18 protein-coding genes are annotated in these 19070 nt (G+C 70.9%); 7 read left to right on the top strand and 11 right to left on the bottom strand.

The features are described 5' to 3' along the window. Window positions 1-31: 31 nt before the first annotated feature. Genes AMK58_RS20140 through AMK58_RS20130 form a run of 3 tightly spaced genes read right to left on the bottom strand, consistent with a single transcriptional unit; the run spans window position 32 to window position 1944 of the window. Window positions 32-592 (bottom strand): hypothetical protein, encoded by a 561-nt coding sequence (locus AMK58_RS20140; RefSeq protein WP_035678411.1) that lies wholly within the window; start codon window positions 590-592, stop codon window positions 32-34. 60 nt (window positions 593-652) lie between these two features. After that, on the bottom strand, window positions 653-1090 hold the full coding sequence (locus tag AMK58_RS20135; RefSeq protein ID WP_051140573.1) for a hypothetical protein: 438 nt from the start codon (window positions 1088-1090) through the stop codon (window positions 653-655). A 14-nt stretch (window positions 1091-1104) separates the two neighbouring features. Then, window positions 1105-1944, bottom strand: coding sequence for a TIGR02587 family membrane protein (locus tag AMK58_RS20130; protein WP_035678415.1), 840 nt, complete (start codon window positions 1942-1944; stop codon window positions 1105-1107). A 137-nt stretch (window positions 1945-2081) separates the two neighbouring features. On the opposite strand from AMK58_RS20130, the gene AMK58_RS31150 reads away from it, so the two are divergent. The 4 genes from AMK58_RS31150 to AMK58_RS20110 all read left to right on the top strand — a co-directional run bounded on the left by AMK58_RS31150 (window position 2082) and on the right by AMK58_RS20110 (window position 5846). Then, window positions 2082-2288 carry a heavy-metal-associated domain-containing protein gene (locus AMK58_RS31150; protein ID WP_035678417.1) on the top strand — a complete coding sequence of 69 codons (207 nt, stop codon included), beginning with the start codon at window positions 2082-2084 and terminating at the stop codon, window positions 2286-2288. A gap of 78 nt (window positions 2289-2366) precedes the next feature. Then, window positions 2367-4763: a heavy metal translocating P-type ATPase gene (locus AMK58_RS20120; RefSeq protein WP_035678420.1), complete on the top strand. Its 2397-nt coding sequence runs from the start codon at window positions 2367-2369 to the stop codon at window positions 4761-4763. An 11-nt stretch (window positions 4764-4774) separates the two neighbouring features. Further along, window positions 4775-5266, top strand: a complete 492-nt coding sequence (gene cueR / locus AMK58_RS20115) for a Cu(I)-responsive transcriptional regulator (protein WP_196813177.1) — start codon at window positions 4775-4777, stop codon at window positions 5264-5266. Window positions 5267-5285: 19 nt separating this feature from the next. Next, the gene (locus AMK58_RS20110; protein WP_059399341.1) at window positions 5286-5846 is read left to right on the top strand and encodes a glycine zipper 2TM domain-containing protein; all 561 of its coding nucleotides are present in this window, start codon (window positions 5286-5288) and stop codon (window positions 5844-5846) included. Window positions 5847-5859: 13 nt separating this feature from the next. Here AMK58_RS20110 and AMK58_RS20105 read toward each other — a convergent pair whose 3' ends face one another. From AMK58_RS20105 to AMK58_RS20080, 6 genes are all read right to left on the bottom strand, one after another. Then, a complete protein-coding gene (locus AMK58_RS20105) occupies window positions 5860-6888 on the bottom strand; it encodes a 4-(cytidine 5'-diphospho)-2-C-methyl-D-erythritol kinase (protein WP_059399340.1) in 1029 nt (342 codons plus the stop codon). A 101-nt stretch (window positions 6889-6989) separates the two neighbouring features. Further along, window positions 6990-8684, bottom strand: a complete 1695-nt coding sequence (locus AMK58_RS20100; RefSeq protein ID WP_236778248.1) for a tetratricopeptide repeat protein — start codon at window positions 8682-8684, stop codon at window positions 6990-6992. 190 nt (window positions 8685-8874) lie between these two features. Then, window positions 8875-9888 carry a phosphotransferase gene (locus AMK58_RS20095; protein WP_059399339.1) on the bottom strand — a complete coding sequence of 338 codons (1014 nt, stop codon included), beginning with the start codon at window positions 9886-9888 and terminating at the stop codon, window positions 8875-8877. Next, on the bottom strand, window positions 9885-10421 hold the full coding sequence (moaB, locus tag AMK58_RS20090) for a molybdenum cofactor biosynthesis protein B (protein ID WP_035677415.1): 537 nt from the start codon (window positions 10419-10421) through the stop codon (window positions 9885-9887). The genes AMK58_RS20095 and moaB overlap by 4 nt, the downstream gene beginning before the upstream one ends. Then, window positions 10408-12378, bottom strand: coding sequence for a lytic transglycosylase domain-containing protein (locus AMK58_RS20085; protein ID WP_059399338.1), 1971 nt, complete (start codon window positions 12376-12378; stop codon window positions 10408-10410). The genes moaB and AMK58_RS20085 overlap by 14 nt, the downstream gene beginning before the upstream one ends. A gap of 416 nt (window positions 12379-12794) precedes the next feature. Continuing rightward, complete coding sequence (locus tag AMK58_RS20080; protein ID WP_059399337.1) at window positions 12795-13661, bottom strand: uracil-DNA glycosylase; 867 nt, start codon at window positions 13659-13661, stop codon at window positions 12795-12797. Window positions 13662-13806: 145 nt separating this feature from the next. On the opposite strand from AMK58_RS20080, the gene AMK58_RS20075 reads away from it, so the two are divergent. Further along, a complete protein-coding gene (locus tag AMK58_RS20075) occupies window positions 13807-15456 on the top strand; it encodes an electron transfer flavoprotein-ubiquinone oxidoreductase (RefSeq protein WP_059399336.1) in 1650 nt (549 codons plus the stop codon). 21 nt (window positions 15457-15477) lie between these two features. On the opposite strand, the gene AMK58_RS20070 is transcribed toward AMK58_RS20075, so the two are convergent. Beyond that, complete coding sequence (locus tag AMK58_RS20070; RefSeq protein ID WP_079285428.1) at window positions 15478-17709, bottom strand: helicase-related protein; 2232 nt, start codon at window positions 17707-17709, stop codon at window positions 15478-15480. 113 nt (window positions 17710-17822) lie between these two features. On the opposite strand from AMK58_RS20070, the gene AMK58_RS31470 reads away from it, so the two are divergent. After that, entirely contained in the window at window positions 17823-18272 is a 450-nt protein-coding gene (locus tag AMK58_RS31470) for a hypothetical protein (RefSeq protein ID WP_051140500.1), read from the top strand. Window positions 18273-18278: 6 nt separating this feature from the next. Here AMK58_RS31470 and AMK58_RS31720 read toward each other — a convergent pair whose 3' ends face one another. Next, window positions 18279-18407, bottom strand: coding sequence for a hypothetical protein (locus AMK58_RS31720; protein ID WP_014197696.1), 129 nt, complete (start codon window positions 18405-18407; stop codon window positions 18279-18281). A 153-nt stretch (window positions 18408-18560) separates the two neighbouring features. Here AMK58_RS31720 and AMK58_RS20060 point away from each other — a divergent pair, with 153 nt between their 5' ends. Further along, a complete protein-coding gene (locus tag AMK58_RS20060) occupies window positions 18561-19061 on the top strand; it encodes a hypothetical protein (RefSeq protein ID WP_035677373.1) in 501 nt (166 codons plus the stop codon). Window positions 19062-19070: the final 9 nt, after the last annotated feature.

The raw sequence follows: 19070 nt of genomic DNA, 5'->3' as shown, positions 1-19070 counted from the left end.
GAAGGCCCCTGCCCCACTGGGGTGGGGGTCTTCACATCCCCTCTGGCGCAGCGAGGCGGATGCCCATGCGGCGGGCCTCCAGCATGAAGGCGCGGGTCATCTGCACGAGGTCCGTGCGCCAGTAGAGCTGCTCCAGCGGGTTGTCGAGGAAGTCATCGGGCAGCATGGCGTAGCAGTAGGTCTCCACCGCGCGCCGGTCGGGTTGCCAGGGGTCGGTGCCGTCGCGCCAGCCGATGGTCCAGCCGGCGTGGCCGGCGCCGATGGCCCAGCGTTCGAAATGCGGGGAGATGGTGGCGCTGGCCACCGGATCGGCGACCGGAATCTGATAGATCGCCACGAAGCGGCGGACGTTCAGTTGCAGCCGCATCACCAGCGATTCGTCGAAGGCGTCCACGCGGTACAGGCAGTCGGACGCCCCCTCGACATGGCTGAAGCGCACCGCGGCCCGCCGTGCCGCCTCCAACGTCAGGCCGGACGGCCGGTCGGCCAGCGGCGGGGATTCATAGTCCACGGCGCGCAGCGCCTCCACCATGTCGCCGGTCAGGAAAAGGCGGATGCGCTGCTGCGCCTCGTCGATGGTCAGGCGGGTCATCGCGGGATCTCGGTGTCCTCTGTTTCCGGTGCCAGGACAACAGGCCGGGACCCGCTTGGTTCAGGGCTCCACGTAGCCCAGCACGCGCAGGCGCAGATCGTGTGCCCGCGGGTCGCGGTCGAAGAACAGGCCACCCTTCTGTTCGGAGCCGGCGGGCACATAGTCGAATTCGGCCACGGACGTTTCCAGAGCTTCGTCGCCCCCCATCAGTTGGCCCTCCACCTGGACCTTCGCGCCGGTCTTGCCGCCGTCGTTGGTGACCAGGATGTGGGCGAGCCAGCGCGGGCCGGCGGGAACCACCGCCTCCACCGTGGCGGTGATCACCGGCGGGCCGTTGCCGCGGGTGATGCCCTCGTAACCCAGCACCCCGACCGATCCCAGGAACAGCAGCAGCCCCAGCCCCGACGAGATCCAGGCCAGCCGGGAGACCGACGCGCTGCCGTCCTCGTCCCTGGAGGCGCTCCCGGAGGCGATGTCGTTTTCGCGGATGTCGGCCATCGGCGTCCCTCTCGTCACACGATCAGGCGGGCGGTGGCGGCGCCCAGCGCGCTGGGGAAGCCCAGCACCACCGTGGCGGTCACCAGCTCCATCATCGACAGGCCGGCGATCCGCTCGAAGGTCCACAGCAGATAGAGGCTGATGAGCAGGGCGATGCCGTAGCCGGCGACCGAGAAGCGCAGGAAGACGGACAGGAACCCGTCGTCCCCGGCGCTCTCCTGCCCGGCGAAGCCGACCGTGTAGACGAAGATGTGCAGCAGCCCCAGCGACAGCACCGCCAGCGCCACCGCGTGCCAGGGCGACATCTTGTAGGAGATCAGGATCATCTCCTCGGTCGGGGCGACGTTGAAGCCGACGAACAGCGCCCCCGCTCCCATCAGGAACAGTTCCCCCGGATAGCTGGAGCGGATGCGCCGCTCCTTGTCGCGGTCGTCCTGCTGGCCGAGCTGCTTGCGCGCCAGCATGGCGCCGATGCTGGCCGGCACGGACTGGAGCGCGATCTTGCCGATGATCTCCGGCAACGGCTGGTCCAGACGCACGATGGCGAAGACGGTCAGCAACGCCGCCGACATCAGGAAGCCGACGGCGAAGGCGGACAGTGCGTCGATCAGGTCGTCCTGCCAGCAGAAGGTCTCCTCGAATCCGGCGAAGTAGGACAGGCCGAACAGCACCGGCAGCGTCACCAGGATGAACAGGGCCAGCCGGAAGCGGTCCATGTAGAAGCCCAGCTCCCACATCTCCATGGTCATCAGCAGCGGCAGGGCGAAAATGATCGCCCCCGCCGATGCGCGGGCCAAAGCGCGGGCGAATTGAGCTTCGTCATGGAGAAAGCTGCGCTGGCGGGTGATGTCCATGGCCCATGAATGCGCGGGCAGAGCGGTTGGTTCCGGCGGTACCACGGCAGTGACCGGGTTGCGAATTTCCTCTTGACCTTCCAATCGCTGGAAGGCGGAAGCTGACGGCAACACCACCTTCTGGGAAGGAGTTCGTCATGATTGCGTTCAAGGTTCCCGGCATGACCTGCGGCGGCTGTGCTGCCTCCGTCCGCCGCGCTCTCGGCACCGTCGCCGGGGTCGAGGATGTGCAGATCGACCTGGAGTCGAAGGACGTCCGCGTCGGCGGTGCGCCCAGCGCCGACGCCTTGCGGACGGCGCTCGACAAGGCCGGCTTCGAGGCCGAAGGGCTGCCGGTCGCGTAACGGTTTTCGGCACCCTTGACCTTCCAGTCATTGGAAGCCTTATCTGGGGTGCCGGTTGACGACGAAGAAAGGACGATCATGTCCGCCACCACCGACCTCGACATCGGCATTTCCGGCATGACCTGCGCCTCCTGCGTGGGGCGCGTGGAAAAGGCGCTGTCGCGCCTGCCGGGCGTCACCGGCGTGTCGGTCAACCTCGCCACCGAACGGGCGCGGGTCGCCTTCGCGGGCGAACCCGATCCGCGGGCGGTGGCGGAGGCCATCGAAAACGTCGGCTTCGAACCGCAGAGACAGGACTTCGACCTGACGGTCGGCGGCATGACCTGCGCCTCCTGCGTCGCGCGCGTCGAGAAGGCGCTGCTCCGCGTGCCGGGGGTGGAGTCGGCCGCGGTGAACCTCGCGACGGAACGGGCGCACGTCACCGCCTATGCCGGAACGGTGGACGCCGCTCGGCTGGCCGAAGCCGTGGAGATGACCGGCTTCACCGCCGCCCCCGTTGCCGAGACAGACTCCGCCGTGGCGGCGGAAGACCCGGCGCAGGACCGCAACCGGCGGGACCTCCACCATGTGCTGATCGCCGCCGCGCTGTCGGCGCCGCTGGTCCTCGGCATGGCGGGGGATCTGCTGGGGCTGAATCTGATGCTGCCGCCCTGGGCGCAGTTCCTGCTGGCGACCCCGGTGCAGTTCTGGCTGGGTTGGCGCTTCTACCGGGCCGGTTTCATGGCGGCGCGCGCCGGGTCCGGCAACATGGATCTGCTGGTGGCGCTCGGCACCTCGGCAGCCTGGGGGCTCAGCGTCTACATGATGCTGACGGCGCATCCGGGCCACACGCCGCACCTCTATTTCGAGGCGTCGGCGGTCCTTATCACCTTCGTGCTGCTCGGCAAGTGGTTGGAGGCCCGCGCCAAGGGCCGGACGGCGGCGGCGATCCGCGCGCTGATGCAGCTTCGCCCCGACACCGCCCGCGTCCGCCGCGACGGCGTTGAGGTGGACCTGCCCATCGCCCAGGTGCGCGTCGGTGACCGCGTGGCGGTCCGCCCCGGCGAGCGCATTCCCGTGGATGGGCGCGTGGCGGAGGGGGTGGGCAGCGTCGACGAATCCATGCTGACCGGCGAGAGCCTGCCGGTGGAGAAGGCGCCGGGTTCGCGCGTCACCGGCGGGTCGATCAACGTGGACGGGCTGCTGCTGGTCGAGACGGTGGCGGTGGGCGCCGAGACGATGCTCGCCAAGATCGTCCGCATGGTCGAGGGGGCGCAGGCGTCCAAGGCGCCGATCCAGCGGCTGGTCGACAAGGTGGCCGCGGTCTTCGTGCCGGTGGTGCTGGGCATCGCCGCGGTGACGCTGGCCGGCTGGTGGATCGGCACGGGCAATGCGGAGACGGCGATCATCACGGCGGTGTCGGTCCTGGTCATCGCCTGCCCCTGCGCGCTGGGCCTCGCCACGCCGACCGCCATCATGGTCGGCACCGGAGCGGCGGCCCGCCACGGCATCCTCATCAAGGACGCGGAGGCGCTGGAGCACGCCCACGCCATCACCGCCGTCGCCTTCGACAAGACCGGCACACTGACCGAGGGCAAGCCCCGCGTCACCGATCTGGTCGCCGCGGATGGCTTCGAAGAGGCGGAAGTTTTGCGGTTGGCGGCGGCGCTCCAAGCCGGCAGCGAGCATCCGCTCGCCCGCGCCGTCCGCGACCGTGCGGCGGAACGGGGCGTGGCTGCCGCTGCACCGGAGGGCTTCAAGGCGTTGGCCGGGCGCGGCGTAGCGGCGACCGTGGAGGCGCGCGCCCTTCTGCTGGGCAGCAAACGGCTGATCGTGGAAAGCGGCCTGTCCGACGCGGCGCTGGAGACACGGGCGGCGGCGCTGGAATCCGGCGGGCGCACCGTGTCCTGGCTGGCCGAAACGGCCCCGGAGCGGCGCGTTCTGGGCCTCGTCGCCTTTGGCGACACGGTGAAGGAAAGCGCCCGCGCCGCCGTCCGCTCCCTGAAGGCGCAAGGGGTGGAAACGGTGATGGTCACCGGCGACAGTGCAGGAGCCGCCCGCGCGGTGGCCGCTGATTTGGGTATCGACCGCGTCTTCGCGGAGGTGCTTCCGGACGGCAAGGCCGACGTGGTGGCGGCGCTGAAGGCGGAGGGCAAGGTCGTCGGCATGGTCGGCGACGGCATCAACGACGCCCCGGCGCTGGCCGCCGCCGATGTCGGCATCGCCATGGCGACCGGCACCGACGTGGCGATGCACACCGCCGGGGTCACGCTGATGCGCGGCGATCCGGCGCTGGTCGCCGGCGCCATCGACGTGTCGCGCCGGACCTATTCCAAGATCTGCCAGGGTCTGTTCTGGGCCTTCATCTACAATCTGGTGGGCATCCCGCTGGCGGCGTCGGGCCTGCTCAGCCCGGTGCTGGCCGGGGCGGCGATGGCGCTGAGTTCGGTCAGCGTCGTGTTGAACGCCCTGTCGCTGCGGGGGTGGAAGCCATGAGCGTGGGCGGCATGACCATCGGCGACGCGGCGAAGGCGTCCGGCGTGAACGCCAAGCTGATCCGTTACTACGAGTCCATCGGCCTGATCCCCGAGGCCGGGCGGACGGCGGCGGGCTATCGCGTCTATTCGTCCAGCGACGTGAATGTTTTGCGCTTCGTCAAGCGGGCGCGGACGCTGGGCTTCAGCATCGAGCGCATCCAGATCCTGGTCGGGCTGTGGCAGGACCGCAGCCGTTCCAGCGCCGAGGTGAAGCGCGTGGCGCTCGACCATGTGGCGGAGCTGGAGGCCAAGATTGCCGAACTGCGCGCGATGAGCGACACGCTGACGCATCTGGCGCACGCCTGCCACGGCGACGAGCGGCCGGACTGCCCGATCCTGCGAGACCTGGAGGAAGGGGGAGGAGCCGGGCAGGAACACCCCGATCGCGCACCCCAAAAATGTCACGCCCCTCCCGGTTGTCGGATGGATGAAGACTCCAGCCCCGGATGTTCATCCGGGTAAGACGTATCCTGGAGCCATCATGACGCACATCCGCTTCGCCCCCAAACCCCTCGCCGTCGCGCTGCTGGCTGGCGTGGCGGCCTTGGGCGCGGGGGTGTCCCCGGTCCTCGCCGATCCGCCGGATTGGGCTCCGGCCCATGGCTGGCGTGCCAAGCAGGAGCGCCATCATCATGAGCGCGAACGCCATGGACGTGAACGCCATGAGCGTGGCCGCTATTACGAGCATGGCTACATCGACGGCGGCTACGGCGACGGGCGCGTGGTGATCGTCCGCCGGCCCCCGCCGGTCGTGGTCTATGAGGAGCCGCCGGTCGTGCATTACGCCCCGGCCCCCGTCTACATCGAGGAACCGCCGCCGGTCATCGTCCAGCAACGCCCGCGCGTCGTGCGCGCCGCGCCACAGGTCGTGGAATGCGGGCCGCTCGACGGCGACCTGATCGGTGTGCTGGGCGGCGCCGCGGTCGGCGGATTGGTCGGCTCGCAGTTTGGGCGTGGCGATGGCAAGCTGGCGGCGACGGCCGCCGGCACGCTGGGCGGCGCCATGCTGGGCGGCGCGATGACCCGTGGCGGTGGTTGCTAAGCCGGCATAAAGGTCAGCCGACGCCCCAGCCGCCGGTGTCCGGGAAGGGGACCGGCGGCACCGGGGCCGTGGTGACCGCGGACGGTGCCGCCAGCCCCTTGGGCAGCGGCGGCGCGTCCGCCGGGGTCGGCAGGAGCCGCGCGGCCTTCGCCCACCAGCGCGGCTGCGCCGTCTGGATCGACCGGGCGGCAGCGTCGGCCTGTTCCGCATCCGCATAAAGGCCAAAGCAGGTCGCCCCGCTGCCCGACAGGCGGGCCAGCAGGCAGCCGTCCGTGCTATCGAGCGCCACCAGCACGTCGGCGATCACCGGGGCGACGGTCAGCGCCGGTTCGGTCAGGTCGTTGCGCCGCTCCTTCAGCAGCACGGCCAGCGCCGCGGCGTCGGCGGGGGCTTCGGTGAAGCGGGCCGGGGCTGAGAAGGTACTCTTGAAGATGCCTTTACAGGCCTTGAACACGGCGGGGGTCGGCACCGGCACGCCGGGGTTGACCAGAACCGCAAAGGTGTCCGGCAGGGCCGGCGCCTCCTCCAGCACCTCTCCCACTCCGCCGAAATAGCAGCTCCGCCCGGCGACGCAGACCGGCACGTCGGCGCCCAGCGATGCCGCGATCTCATAGAAGCGCGGGTCGGTCACCGGCACGCCCCACAGCCGGGCCAGGGCGCGCAGCGTCGCCGCCGCGTCCGCCGAGCCGCCGCCGATCCCGGAGGCGATGGGCAGAACCTTCTCCAGCACGATCATTGCGTCGGCCTCGCGCCCCAGCCGGGCGGCCAGCGCGTGGGCGGCTCGGATGACCAGGTTGTTCGCCGGATTCTCTCCCATCAAGGCCGGGCCGAAGGGGCCGGAGATGGCCAGCCGCGGCCCGACCGGCGGCAGGTCCACCCCGCGCAGCGCGATCCGCGCGACGCCCGGCTGCACCGTCACCCGGTCCGCCACGTCGGCGAAGGCGACGAGGCTGTCCAACTCGTGATAGCCGTCGTCCCGGCGGCCCACCACATGCAGATAGAGGTTCAGCTTGGCCGGTGCGGCCTCGGCGATGGAACTCATGGTCGGGTCCCCGGAAACGAAAAGCCCTTCCTCCCGAATGGGGAGGAAAGGGCTTTATGCGGCACGGATGCGGCGAGCGCCAGACCCTATGTAAGCGCCGCTTACTGAACCTTCGCCGGAGCGGCCTCGGCCGCCTTGGGGTCGACCAAACCCTTATCCAGCTTAGCCCGGATGTCCTCCTTCTGCGGCTCCTCCTCCGCGGTGCGGAGCGCGCGGGTCCACTGGAAGCGGGCCTCGTTGCGGCGTCCGACGCGCCAGTAGGCGTCGCCCAGATGGTCGTTGATGGTGGCGTCGGTCGGCTTCAGCTCCACCGCGCGCTCCAGCTTCTCCACCGCCCCTTCGAAATCGCCGGTGCGATAGAGCGCCCAGCCCAGACTGTCCACGATGTAGCCGTCCTTGGGGCGCAGGGCGACGGCCTTCTCGATCATCTTCTTGGCTTCCTCCAGGTTCAGCCCGCGGTCGACGTAGCTGTAGCCCAGATAGTTCAGCAGGAAGGCCTCGTCCGGCTTCAGTGCCAGCGCCGCCCGCAGGTCGCGCTCGGCGTCCGGCCAGCGGTCCACCTTGTCATAGGACATGGCGCGGGCATAGAGCACCGCCCAATGCCGCTCCTCCGGCGTGCCGATGCGCTCCAGCGCCTTGCTGTAGCTGTCGGCGGCCTCGCCGTAGCGCTTGGCGACACGGTACAGGTCGCCCAGCCGGATCAGCGCGTCCGTCCGCTCGGGACGCTCGGCGGACAGGGCGGAGAAGGCGGCGATGGCGTCGTCGGTGCGCTCCAGACGGGCGAGGCTCTCGGCGGCGCGCAGCCGGGCGGTCCAGCCCAGCACCGGGTCCTTCTCCAGCGCCTGGAACTCGACCAGCGCGTCGGCGTGGTGGTCGCGGTTCTCCATGATGTCGCCGATCATCAGCCGCGCCAGGGACAGGTCGGGGCGCAGATGAAGGGCGATCCGTCCGAACAGCAGGGCGGTTTCCTCCGCCCCCTCGTGATGGATGGCGCTGCCCAGATCGAACAGGGCCTCCGCCAGCCCCTGCTTGGCGTCGGACACCACCGGGGCGGCGGCCTTGCCCTCGTCCAGCGCCTTCAGCGCCGGCTCGACCATCAGGCTGTCGGGATTGCCGGCGCGGAAGGACTCGTAGAGCTTGCGCGCCTCGTCCTTGCGGCCGGTGCGCTCGTAGAAGCTGCCGACGATCTGGATGACGCGCAGCGGCGCCTCCTTGTCGAGCACGCGGGCGAAGCGCTCCGCGGCGGCGTCTTTGCGCCCGCCCAGTTCCAGCAGCAGACCGGCGTGCAGGTCGTGCAGGGCGGCGAAGCCGCTGGCGGTGGAGAGCGGCTCCAGCGCCTTCAGCGCCGCGTCGGTCTTGCCCTCCGCGGCGGCCAGCCAGGCGTCGATCAGCGGGCCGATGTACTTCGCCATGCCCTCCTTGGGCATGCGCGCGGCCATGGCCTTGGCTTCCTTCAGCTTGCCGCGGGCCAGATTGTCGGAGGCCAGCAGGGCGATGGCCATCTGCGGGTCGTTGTCCTGCTCCAGCAGCCGCTTGGCGAGGTCTATGGCGGCGTCGAACTGCCCTTCGCCCAGCTTCAGCAGGTAGGTGCGGCGCAGCAGCGTCAGGTCGCCGGGGTCGGCAGACAGGGCGTGCGCCATGAACAGGGCGGCGGCGGCCCAATCGTCCTGGCGCTGGGCGAAGCGCCCGGCCAGATAGCTGCCGGTCGCCGAGGTCAGCGACGGACGCTCCGTCGCAGCCGGGGCCGCGGCAGTGGCGTTGCCGGCCGGCAGGAGACCCGCCGTGGAAAGGAGCAAGGCACCGAGCGCCGTCCGACCCAACCGGGTCCGCCCAAATCGGAATGTCATCATGCCGCGTCCACCTGCACGCCTACGGAGTCCGGATCAGGAAAGCCTGAAACTCGATTCCTCAGTCTAACACCAACCGCCGGCAAGGGTTAACCACGCTGCGGCCCGAACCATCGCATGTCTCGGCCGCCCGTCGCCCTCAACGCCATTCGGCGGCGACCTGCCGGATGATCTCCGGACGCAGGACGTCGACCGCGTGGGCGTCCATGTGGGCCGCCAGAGACTCCGGCATGTCCGGGGACAGGGCGGCGCCCTCCACCCGCCAGCGGGCCATCCAGGACAAGGTGCGCAGCCAGGTCAGCCGGCGCAAGGGCCGGCGCCACGGGCGCGCCGCCTCGGCCAGCGCGGGCGGCACCGCCTCCTCCCAGGCTCTGTGGAACGCCCTGACCTCGTCCGGCGCCAGCACCGCCGCGACCTCCCGCTCCCACATGGTGGAGGTGTAGAGGCTGGCGTGGGCGAGGTCGATGGCCGGGTGGCCGTACTGGGCCTTCTCCAGATCGGTGAACCACGCTTTGCCGGCGTCGTCGATCAGGAAGTTGCCGGGGTGGACGTCGCTGCCGACCATCGTGATGGGAATCGGCGCCGCGCAGCGGAAAACGCGGGCGGCCTCCAGTTCCTTTCCAAGCAGCGCCAAGGCCTCCGGCGCCAGCCCGGCCCGCTCGAACCACACCGCCTGCCGCTCCACCTGGGCCAGGGTCGCCGCCACCGGGTCGGCGGGGGCGGGCAGGGGGGCACGCTCGCCGTCCGGCGGCAGGGGCAGGGCGTGGAGGGCGGCGAGCGCCCGCGCGATGGCCGGCATGTCGCCCGGCAGGCGCGGCGGGCGCCCGACGATTTCCGTCACCACCAGCGCGCCCATGGGCAGCTCCGGCCCCGGCGGCAGGACAGTGGCCAGCTCCGGTGTGTGGCCGCCGGAAGCGGCGCGGCGGAAGGCGGTAGCCTGCTGCTCCAGATTGGCGAAGGGGTCGAGCCCGAGCTGGCTCCAGCGCGGGACGCGGGCAACCAAGCCCTTTCCCGACAGCCTCACATGGTCGTGCGCCACGCCCCGGCGCGGCATCGGCTCCAGCGCGCCTTGCGGCAAACCGGCGAAGGCCGGCAGCCGCGTCAGGGCGCTGTGCAGGCCGGCGGTGCCGGTCGAACCTGAGGTGCCGGTCACACCTGATGCTCGCGCAGGCGCGGCATCAGTTCGACGAGGTTGCAGGGGCGGTGCCGGTTGTCGAGCTGGAAGACGAGGATGTCGTCCCAGGCGTCGCGGCAGGCGCTGGGCGAACCCGGCAGGGCAAAGATGTAGGTGCCGTTGGCGACCCCGCCGGTCGCGCGGCTCTGGATCGTCGAGGTGCCGACCTTGGCGTAGCTGAGCTGGCGAAACAGCTCCCCGAAGCCGGGGATCGCCTTGTCGAACAGGGTCTCGACCGCTTCCGGCGTGACGTCGCGGCCGGTCACGCCGGTGCCGCCGGTGGTCAGCACCACGTCGATCTCCGGATCGGCGATCCAGGCCTGGACCTGGGCGCGGATGGCGGCGACGTCGTCCTTCACGATGGCGCGGGCGCCCAGCCGGTGGCCGGCGCCGGCCAACCGTTCCACCAGCGCGTCGCCCGAGCGGTCGTCGGCCAGCGTGCGCGTGTCGGACACGGTCATGACGGCGATGTTGACGGGCAGGAACGGACGGGATTCGTCAATTTTCGGCATCGGCGGATTCGGCGTGTTGCGCGACCTGGGTGGACCGGGCCGCCGGGAAGACATCCACCGGCATATAGACCGGCCAGCCGCCCGCCGCAACGGCGTCCAGCGATTCGATTTCCTGCCCCAGCCGCAGACGGTAGATCCAGAAGTTGGCGACGACCTTTTCGACGTAGTTCCGCGTCTCGGCGTAGGGCAGGCTCTCGATGAAGAGAAGCGGATCGTTGCCGATGTCCGACAGCTCCCGGCGCCAGCGAGCCAGCGTGCCGGGGCCGGCGTTGTAGGCGGCGGCCAGCAGGAACAGGTTGTTGCCGATGTCCTGGCTGTTCAGAAGCTCCGCCATGTAGCGCTGCCCAAGCTCCATGTTGGTGGAGGGATCGAACAGGCCGGTGCGGGCGGCGTCGGCCTGACCGATGTCGGCGTTGCGCTCCTGCACGTGCTGGGCGGTGGCGGGCATGATCTGCATCAGGCCGGTGGCCCCGGCGGAGCTGACCAGCTTCGGGTCGAAGCGCGATTCCTGCCGCATCACCGCGAAGACCAGCGCGCGGTCCACGGCGAAGCCGTCGCGGGGCTTCCAATGCGGCACCGGGTAGAGGGCCGCCGTGTAGGGCGCGCCGTCCGGGCCGGCCACCGCGTTGCCGACCTGGAGCGCCAGCCCCGGCAGTTCCGCGCGATCGGCCAGCGCGACCAGCGCCTGTTCGGCCAGCGTGTCGCCGCGCGGGTGGATGCGGCGCAGTTCCAGCTCCGCCGCCTCGCGCTGGCCGGCCTGGATCAGGGCGATGGCGCGGGTGCCGCCGGGCAGGGCGGACAGCGCCTTCAGATGGTCCCCGGTCAGCTCCGGCGTGCGCCAGTTCAGGTCGCCCGAGCCGCCCAGCTTGCGGTGGGCGAGAAGCCCATAAAAGGTGTGCGGGTAGCGCGCCGCGGCGGCCAGATGGGCGCGGGCCTGCTCCTCGCGGCCCCGGCGGGCGTGAGCGCGGGCGGCCCAGAAATCAGCGGCGGAGGCCAGCCAGGGCGATCGCGGTCCAGCCTCGGCCAGATTGGTGAAGTGGCGGGCGGCGCGGTCGTACTGCTTCAGCCGCCAGGCGGCGAGGCCGGCGATCCAATGCGCCTCCGTCAGCGCCGGGCCGGAGCGGGCGGCGCTGGCCGAGGCCAGCGACAGCGCCTGCGCCACGTCGCCGGAATAATAGAGCGAGGCGGCGATGCGCGCCCGCGCCTGATCGTACTGCACCGGGTCGAGGCTGCGCCCAAAGTCGTCCTGGTTGAGCAGGGCGAGCGCCGCGCCCGGTTTGCCGGCGCGCAGCAGCTCCGTCACGCGGGACGGGGTGGTGTGGGTGGTGCGGCTGGCGGTGCGGCTGCGCGGGGCGACGGTGAGCTTGGTCTTGTCCTCGGAAGCCTCGGCGCTCTTGTCCGGGTCGGACTGGTCCTCGTCGGAGACGGCTTCCGGCAGCGGTTCGGGGCGCAGGCCGCCCAGCCGCTCCAGCGATCCGGTCAGCCGCTCCCCATCGCTGCCGCGCGGAGGCTTCAAAGCGCGCTGCTGGCCGGCGGGGGCGCGGCGCTGGGCCAGGGCGTGGATGCGTTCGGCCCCCGGCAGGTCGCCGTAACGCTGGAGCCAGCCGGCCAACTCGTCGTAGCTGGCCTTGCGGTCAGGGTGCAGATAGCGCTGGCGCAGCACATGGCCCATCAGGCGGCGGTCGCGCAGCAGGCGGATTTCCCAGTCGGCGCCTTCCCACTCGCCCCGTTCCTGGAGCGTGAAGATGCGCCGGTAATGGCGGGCGTCCTCTTCCGTCAACTGGACGGCGCGCGCGTCGGCGTCCGTCGCCAGAAGCAGGTTCTTCTCGGCACGATCGAATCCCGGCGGGACGACGGGGCGTCCATCCGGCGCGTGAATCACAAGGCCGGCCTGGGCTGGGCGATAACCGCCCGTCGGGTCGGGTGCCGCGCACAGCGCCAGCGCCACCCCCGCCATTCCCAGGACCTTCCGCCGCAGCGAGACGGTGTTTGCTGCGCTGCACAATATCCGGAACATGGTATTCGAATAACCGCAGTGGACGGGAATCGCAAGAAGATGATTCCCCAACAGCGGTCAAGGTGATCTGTTCGTAAGGGTTTTCAGCAACTTAGTGGGGGTGGAAAAATGGCCCTAGCCCGGTGGGAAGACCCATTTGGCGTAAGGTCATGGGGCTTTCTGTGCTGATTGGCATAACGGCATAGCGGTGACTTGGTAAACCAATCCGATCTTTCGAAGTACTTGGGCAATGTTTGAAATGTCTATGGATATCGAATGTTCGAACGACCGCGTAAGAATAAACGCAATAAGCGGGACATTTTAGAGAATCGATGGCGTTAACCATCGCTGTGGGGCAAAACGACTCTTGCGGTGACTCAGCCCGGATAACGCTGGCGCAGGGTCAGCAGGTCGCGCCACGCCTCGCGTTTGGCGATCGGGTTGCGCAGAAGATAGGCCGGGTGAAGCATCGGCAGGACCGGCACCGGGCCGGACAGGCCGGGGGAGGCGTAGTCGAACCAGCGGCCGCGCAGGCGGGTGATGCCCTCCGCCCGGTTGAGCAAGGTCTTGGCGGAGGTGCCGCCCAGCGGCACCAGCACCTTCGGGCCGATCAGCTCGACGTGCCGTTCCAGGAAGGGCAGGCAGGCGGCGATCTCCGCCTGGGTCGGCGAGCGGTTGCCGGGCGGACGCCAGGGCAGGATGTTGCTGATGTAGACCGTGCTGCGGTCGAGTCCCACCTGGGCCAGCATGCGGTCGAGCAGCTTGCCGCTGACCCCGACGAAGGGCTTGCCCTGCCGGTCCTCGTCCTCGCCCGGCGCCTCGCCGATCAGCATGATGTCCGCGGCGGGGTTGCCGTCGGCGAACACGGTGTTCATCGCCGTCGCCTTCAGCGGGCAACCGTCGAAGGCGCGCAGCGCCGCCTCCAGTTCCTCCAGGCTGCGCGCCTCGGCGGCGCGGGCGCGGGCGCTTGCCCCGGCCTCGCTGGCGCCCAGCGGCAGGTCCGACCCGATCGCCGCGCCGAACATCGACGCGCCGGAGGGACCCCCGAAAGCCGACCGCGACACCGGCGCCGGGGCGGGGCGCGCCGCGGCGGGCGGCAGCGCCGACGCGCCGGCCGGCGCACGCGTCACCGCCGGCCGGGCGGCCAGCGTCGCCCAGTCCAGGGGCTCGTCCCCGATGGCTTCGTCGCACCCGATGTCGACGTGCCAGCGCAGGGCGGCGAGGATGTCGGATTGGTCAATCATCGTTTGACCTTACCACGGCTCCTGTGGTCTTACATGGGCTTAGATATCCTTTTTGGCGGGTGCGAAAGGCATACGCCGTTCCGAAAGCCGCCGGACCCTGCGGAAATGGCCCCGGCGCTTCAATCAAGCGGGAGGCATGGGGACCATGGATCGCGATCCGCGCGAGGTGATGGAGTACGACGTCCTTGTCGTCGGAGCCGGCCCGTCGGGCCTGAGCGCGGCCATCCGCCTGAAACAGCTCGCCAACGAGGCGGGGCAGGAACTGTCGGTCTGCGTCGTCGAGAAGGGTTCGGAGGTCGGCGCCCACCTGCTCTCCGGCGCGGTGTTCGAGCCGCACGCGCTCGACGAGCTGATCCCCGATTGGAAGGAGAAGGGCGCGCCGCTGACCACCCCGGCCCGCGAGGACCGCTTCCTCTTCCTCACCGAGACCAAGGCGCTGAAGTCGCCCTTCGCCCCGCCGCAGATGCACAATCACGGCAACTACATCATCAGCCTCGGCAACCTCGCCCGCTGGATGGCCGGGCAGGCCGAGGAGCTGGGGGTGGAGATCTATCCCGGCTTCGCCGCGGCGGAGGTGCTCTACGACGACACGGGGGCGGTCAAGGGTGTGGCCACCGGCGACATGGGCATCGGCAAGGACGGCGAGAAGACCGCCAACTACACGCCGGGCATGGAACTGCACGCCAAGCAGACCATCTTCGCCGAGGGCTGCCGCGGCTCGCTGACCAAGACGCTGTTCGAGCGCTTCGACCTGCGCCGCGACGCCGACCCGCAGACCTACGGCATCGGCATCAAGGAGCTGTGGGAGGTTGCGCCCGAGAAGTCCCAGCCCGGCCTGATCGTCCATACCATCGGCTGGCCGATGGACCCCAAGACCTACGGCGGCTCCTGGCTCTACCACATGGAGGGCAACTTGGTGTCGGTCGGCTTCGTGGTCGGGCTCGATTACGAGAACCCGCACCTGTCGCCGTTCGAGGAGTTCCAGCGCTACAAGACCCACCCGGCGATCCGCCCGACCTTCGAGGGCGGCCGGCGCATCGCCTACGGCGCGCGCGCCCTGTCGGAGGGCGGCTTCCAGTCGATCCCCAAGCTGACCTTCCCCGGCGGGGTGATCGTCGGCGACGCGGCGGGCTTCCTCAACGTGCCCAAGATCAAGGGCAACCACACCGCGATGAAGTCGGGCATGCTGGCGGCCGAAGCGGTGCACGAGCTGCTGTCCGCCGAGGCGCCGGCGCGCGAGGCGACGGCCTATCCGGAGAAGCTGAAGGCGTCCTGGGTGTGGTCGGAGCTTCACGCGGTGCGCAACATCCGCCCCGGCTTCCAGAAGGGCCTGTGGGCGGGGCTGGCCAACGCGGCCTACGAGACGGCGACCAAGGGCAAGTCGCCCTGGACGCTGCACCACCGGCACGGCGACCACGAGACGCTGAAGAAGGCGTCGGAGATGCCGAAGATCGCCTATCCCAAGCCGGACGGGGTGGTGTCGTTCGACCGGCTGTCCTCGGTGTATCTGTCGAACACCAACCACGAGGAGGACCAGCCGGCGCACCTGACGCTGAAGGACGCGTCGGTGCCGATCGCGGTCAATCTGGCGCTCTACGACGCGCCGGAGACGCGCTACTGCCCGGCGGGCGTCTACGAGATCGTGCGTGCGGAGGACGGCAGCGACCCGCGGCTGCAGATCAACGCGCAGAACTGTGTGCACTGCAAGACCTGCGACATCAAGGACCCCACCCAGAACATCAACTGGGTCGTGCCCGAGGGCGGCGGGGGGCCGAACTATCCCGGCGGGATGTAAGGGCCGCCTCCTACCGCCGCTCTACCGTCGCGGGCCGAAGCGCTTGCGCGGGGCGCCGCGGAAACCGGCCTTGGGTGGCGGCTCGCGCCGCTGCCCGGCGGACCGCGCCCCGCGCGTGGCGAGCAGATCGGCCAGACGCCGGCTGATCTCGCCGCGGCGGCTGCGCACCGCCTCCCGCTCCGGGAACAGGGCCGGGAACTTGCGCGCCGCCCAATAATAGAGGTCGCAGGCCCGCGACAGCCCCTCCAGCGCCGCCCCGTCCAGCCCGTCGAGCCGGGCCGGGACGAAGCGCCCGAGGGGCGACGGCTCCCCGGCCTCCACCGCGCCGAGGATGGCGGCGAGGATGCGGGCCTCCGCCTCGTCCTCCAGATCGGCGGGGATCAGCAGCAGGTCGAGCTTGGCGGGCAGCGCCAGCCGCCGCTCGTCCAGCATCGCCGCCAGCCGCCGCATGCCGGACAGGTCGCCCACCCGGTAGGGCGACCCCGCCGTGCGGGCGTCGGCGAAGCAGTCGAGCAGCAGGACCGTCTCCTCCGTCCCGATGTGATCGGCCAGCCGGGCCAGCATGGCGCGGGTCGGCCGCACGGTTAGCGGGGCGTCGGCGCGCAGCCGCCCGTCCGCCTTTTCCAGCAGGCTGCGCAGGGCCTGCGGCGTGCCCCGCCCGACCACGCCGAACTCCCCCGACTCGAACTTGCCGAAGCGCCCGGCGCGGCCGGCGATCTGCTTGACCTCCGTCGCGCTCAGCGGGCGGACGCTGGTCCCGTCGAACTTCTCCAGCGCGGTGAACAGCACGCGCCGGCAGGGCAGGTTCAGCCCCATGCCGATGGCGTCGGTCGCCACCACCACGTCGGCCTCGCCGGACAGGAAGCGGGCCGCCTCGCGCCGCCGCACCTCCGGGGCCAGAGCGCCGTAGACCGCGGCGACCGACAGGCCCTTGGCGCGCAGCGTGTCGCGCACCGTGTGGATCTCCCGCCGGGAGAAGGCGATCAGCGCGTCGCCGGGCTCCACCTCCTCCCAATTCAGGCGGCGGTCGATCAGGGTCAGCGGCACCTTGCGCTCCAGCTCGATCACCTCCAGCCGCTCGCCGAGATGGGCCGCCACCCGCTCGACCAGCGGGCGGGCCTCCGGGGCGCCCAGGATGTAGACGGTTTCCGCCGGGGCGCCCATCAGCGCCGCCGTCCAGGCCCAGCCGCGGTCGGGATCGGCGAGCATCTGGATTTCGTCGATCACCGCCACCTCCACCGGGCGGTCGGGGTCCATCACCTCGATGGTCGAGGCGGTGTGCCGGGCGCCGGGCGTCGTGATCGCCTCCTCGCCGGTCAGCAGGGAGGCGGGCGTGCCCTCGGCGTTCAGCCGCTCCATCACCTCCAGCGCCAGCAGGCGCAGCGGCGCCAGATAGATGCCGTCCCAGGCGCCCTTCAGCGCCTCGATGGCGTGGTGGGTCTTGCCGGAATTGGTGGGGCCGATCACCAGGACCAGCCGCCTCCCCAGGCCGCGGGCCACCGGGAACAGCTTCTCGAAACGGGCAAGGTCGAAATGCCGGTCGACATAGGCGCGGCCGCGCGCCTCCGCCCGCTCGCGGCGCCAGACGGCGAATTCGCGGTCCCAGCGCTCCAGCAGCTCGTCCACCCCGTGGCGGTTGCGGGCGGCGCGGGACAGCCGGTCGGCCAAAGACGTGAAGGTCCAGCCATCGTCCGCACCCTCCGCTTCTCCGGCGTAGCGGTGCAGCCGGGCGGCGGTGCGCGACAGCGCGTCCTCCAGCGCTGTGGCCAGCGCCGGGTCGCCCTCCAGCCGCAGGGCCAGATCGTCGTCCGTCAGGTCGGCCAGTTCCATGGCGTCGAGCACGCGCGACACCTGGAGCCGCACCGGGGCGGGCAGGCCGGGCCAGGGGAGGTCCTCGCCGCGCACCGCCCGCACCCGCGTGCGGTCGTCCGCCGGGTGCAGGCTGGTCGACCAGCCCTCCAGCGCGCGGCGCCCCTGGGCGAGCAGGGCGTTGCGCCGCCGCGCGCGGTCGAGCGTGCCGTGGATTTCCAGAAGCACCGCCTCGCGGCGCTCCGCCGGGACCAGCAGGTCGCGCTTGCCCTTGGGCAGCGGCAGACCGAGCGGCACCAGACCCAGCCCCTCGCCATGGGCCACCCGTGTCACGCCCGCGGCGGCGGCGGTGACCACGTCGGGGTGGGCGCTGGCCAGCTCGTGCACCAGATGCGGGTCGGCGGGCTCGCCGGCGCTGGAAGGGTCGGGGGAAGTCATGTCCATAGGGCGCGGTCTCTGGAGAACTTTTCACAAATTCGCACTGGCGGTCCGCGGCCATCCATGTCATGAGCCACGTCCCGCAGGGGCAGTCCCGGCCCCGAGGCAGGCATCAAGCCATGACCAGACCGCTCCGCGCAAAGATTCTCCGACCCGACCTCGATCCGGCCCACCGCAAGGGCGCCAGCGGGGAGAACCGCTGCCGCTGCTGCGGGCGGCCCGGCGGCGCCGTCGTGCGCTGCCTGCCGGACGGGCGCTGGTACGACGCCGCCGACCAGACCTGGCGCGACGGGCGCGGGCGGCGGGCGGCCTGGCCCGACGTGGTGGAGTATGCCGAAACCCGCGACGTGCAGGTCGTCGTCCGCCCGGTGCGCCCTTCCGGCAACCCGGAGGCCCGCCCCAAGAACCTCTGCCGCCGCTGCCACATGCAGGAGGAGGCGTTGCGCAACGCCATCCGCTCCCGCATCCGGGCGCGGATGCGCCGCGCGCTGGGCGACCTGTTCCTCGGCGATTACTCGTCGCCCGGCATCCTGGAGCGCGCCATGGCGCTCTACCGCCGCAAGCCTTGAGGACCCTTACACGGGTTCCTGCGGCTCGCCGGGCATCGGCGGGGCCTCCACCGGCTCGTCCGGCGGGGCGTCGGGCGGCAGCGGCATGGGGATCGGCACGTCGGGTTCCTGCCGGGGCGGCGGGTAAGGGCTCATGTCCGGTCTCCGGTGATGGGGTGGGGCTGTCCTGTGGAAACACCGCCTCCGCGCAATCGCTCCCTTAGTTCCTCCACCCGCGCGGCGCATGACCAAAATCAAAGCGGCGGACCCAGGCATCGCGGAGAATGCCCGCGAAAGGATCGCCCGCCCATGCCCAGAAGCTTCATCCTCGCCCCGCTCGCCAAGACCCAGGCCGATCAGGCCCTGCCCGTCGTCCAGACCCTGCACCGTGACATGACGCTGGACGAGTGGCGGCAGGTGGCCGCCCCGTTCCTGCAGGACGGCGGCGACGGCGGGGTGATGGCCTGCGAGATGAGCGACGGGCACATCCGCGGCCTGTTCTGCTACCGCGTCAGCGCCGAAGGGATGATCCGCGTGCTGACGGTGCCGATCTTCATCGCGGTGGGGCTGTTCGACGCGGCGGTGACCTCGGCGGCGCAGGCCGATGGCATCGACCTGCTGGCGCGCAAGCTGGGCTGCTCGTCGGTGGTGGTGGACGAGCGCGGCTGCGTCGTCGCGGCAACGGCGCCGAAGCTCGACGCCGCGGGCCTGTTCGGCCGGCTGGGCTACCGCCGGGTCGGGCAGGCCTTCGTGAAGGACGTGGCGGCGGGATTCGGCGGCGAGGGCTATCCGGTGGCGGGCCGGGCCTGAGACGGAATG

The sequence above is a fragment of the Azospirillum brasilense genome, from assembly GCF_001315015.1.
Taxonomy (GTDB): Bacteria; Pseudomonadota; Alphaproteobacteria; order Azospirillales; family Azospirillaceae; genus Azospirillum; species Azospirillum brasilense.
This window is presented reverse-complemented; position numbering and strand designations above follow the sequence as displayed.

Coding starts and splice junctions, on each gene's coding strand:
- AMK58_RS20060 (WP_035677373.1), top strand. CDS start 18,561: ATGCCCAGAAGCTTCATCCTCGCCCCGCTCGCCAAGACCCAGGCCGAT.
- AMK58_RS31720 (WP_014197696.1), bottom strand. CDS start 18,407: ATGAGCCCTTACCCGCCGCCCCGGCAGGAACCCGACGTGCCGATCCCC.
- AMK58_RS20110 (WP_059399341.1), top strand. CDS start 5,286: ATGACGCACATCCGCTTCGCCCCCAAACCCCTCGCCGTCGCGCTGCTG.
- AMK58_RS20120 (WP_035678420.1), top strand. CDS start 2,367: ATGTCCGCCACCACCGACCTCGACATCGGCATTTCCGGCATGACCTGC.
- AMK58_RS20140 (WP_035678411.1), bottom strand. CDS start 592: ATGACCCGCCTGACCATCGACGAGGCGCAGCAGCGCATCCGCCTTTTC.
- AMK58_RS20105 (WP_059399340.1), bottom strand. CDS start 6,888: ATGAGTTCCATCGCCGAGGCCGCACCGGCCAAGCTGAACCTCTATCTG.
- AMK58_RS20080 (WP_059399337.1), bottom strand. CDS start 13,661: ATGATTGACCAATCCGACATCCTCGCCGCCCTGCGCTGGCACGTCGAC.
- AMK58_RS20085 (WP_059399338.1), bottom strand. CDS start 12,378: ATGGCGGGGGTGGCGCTGGCGCTGTGCGCGGCACCCGACCCGACGGGC.
- cueR (WP_196813177.1), top strand. CDS start 4,775: ATGACCATCGGCGACGCGGCGAAGGCGTCCGGCGTGAACGCCAAGCTG.
- AMK58_RS20135 (WP_051140573.1), bottom strand. CDS start 1,090: ATGGCCGACATCCGCGAAAACGACATCGCCTCCGGGAGCGCCTCCAGG.
- AMK58_RS20075 (WP_059399336.1), top strand. CDS start 13,807: ATGGATCGCGATCCGCGCGAGGTGATGGAGTACGACGTCCTTGTCGTC.
- AMK58_RS31150 (WP_035678417.1), top strand. CDS start 2,082: ATGATTGCGTTCAAGGTTCCCGGCATGACCTGCGGCGGCTGTGCTGCC.
- moaB (WP_035677415.1), bottom strand. CDS start 10,421: ATGCCGAAAATTGACGAATCCCGTCCGTTCCTGCCCGTCAACATCGCC.
- AMK58_RS20070 (WP_079285428.1), bottom strand. CDS start 17,709: ATGGACATGACTTCCCCCGACCCTTCCAGCGCCGGCGAGCCCGCCGAC.
- AMK58_RS31470 (WP_051140500.1), top strand. CDS start 17,823: ATGACCAGACCGCTCCGCGCAAAGATTCTCCGACCCGACCTCGATCCG.
- AMK58_RS20130 (WP_035678415.1), bottom strand. CDS start 1,944: ATGGACATCACCCGCCAGCGCAGCTTTCTCCATGACGAAGCTCAATTC.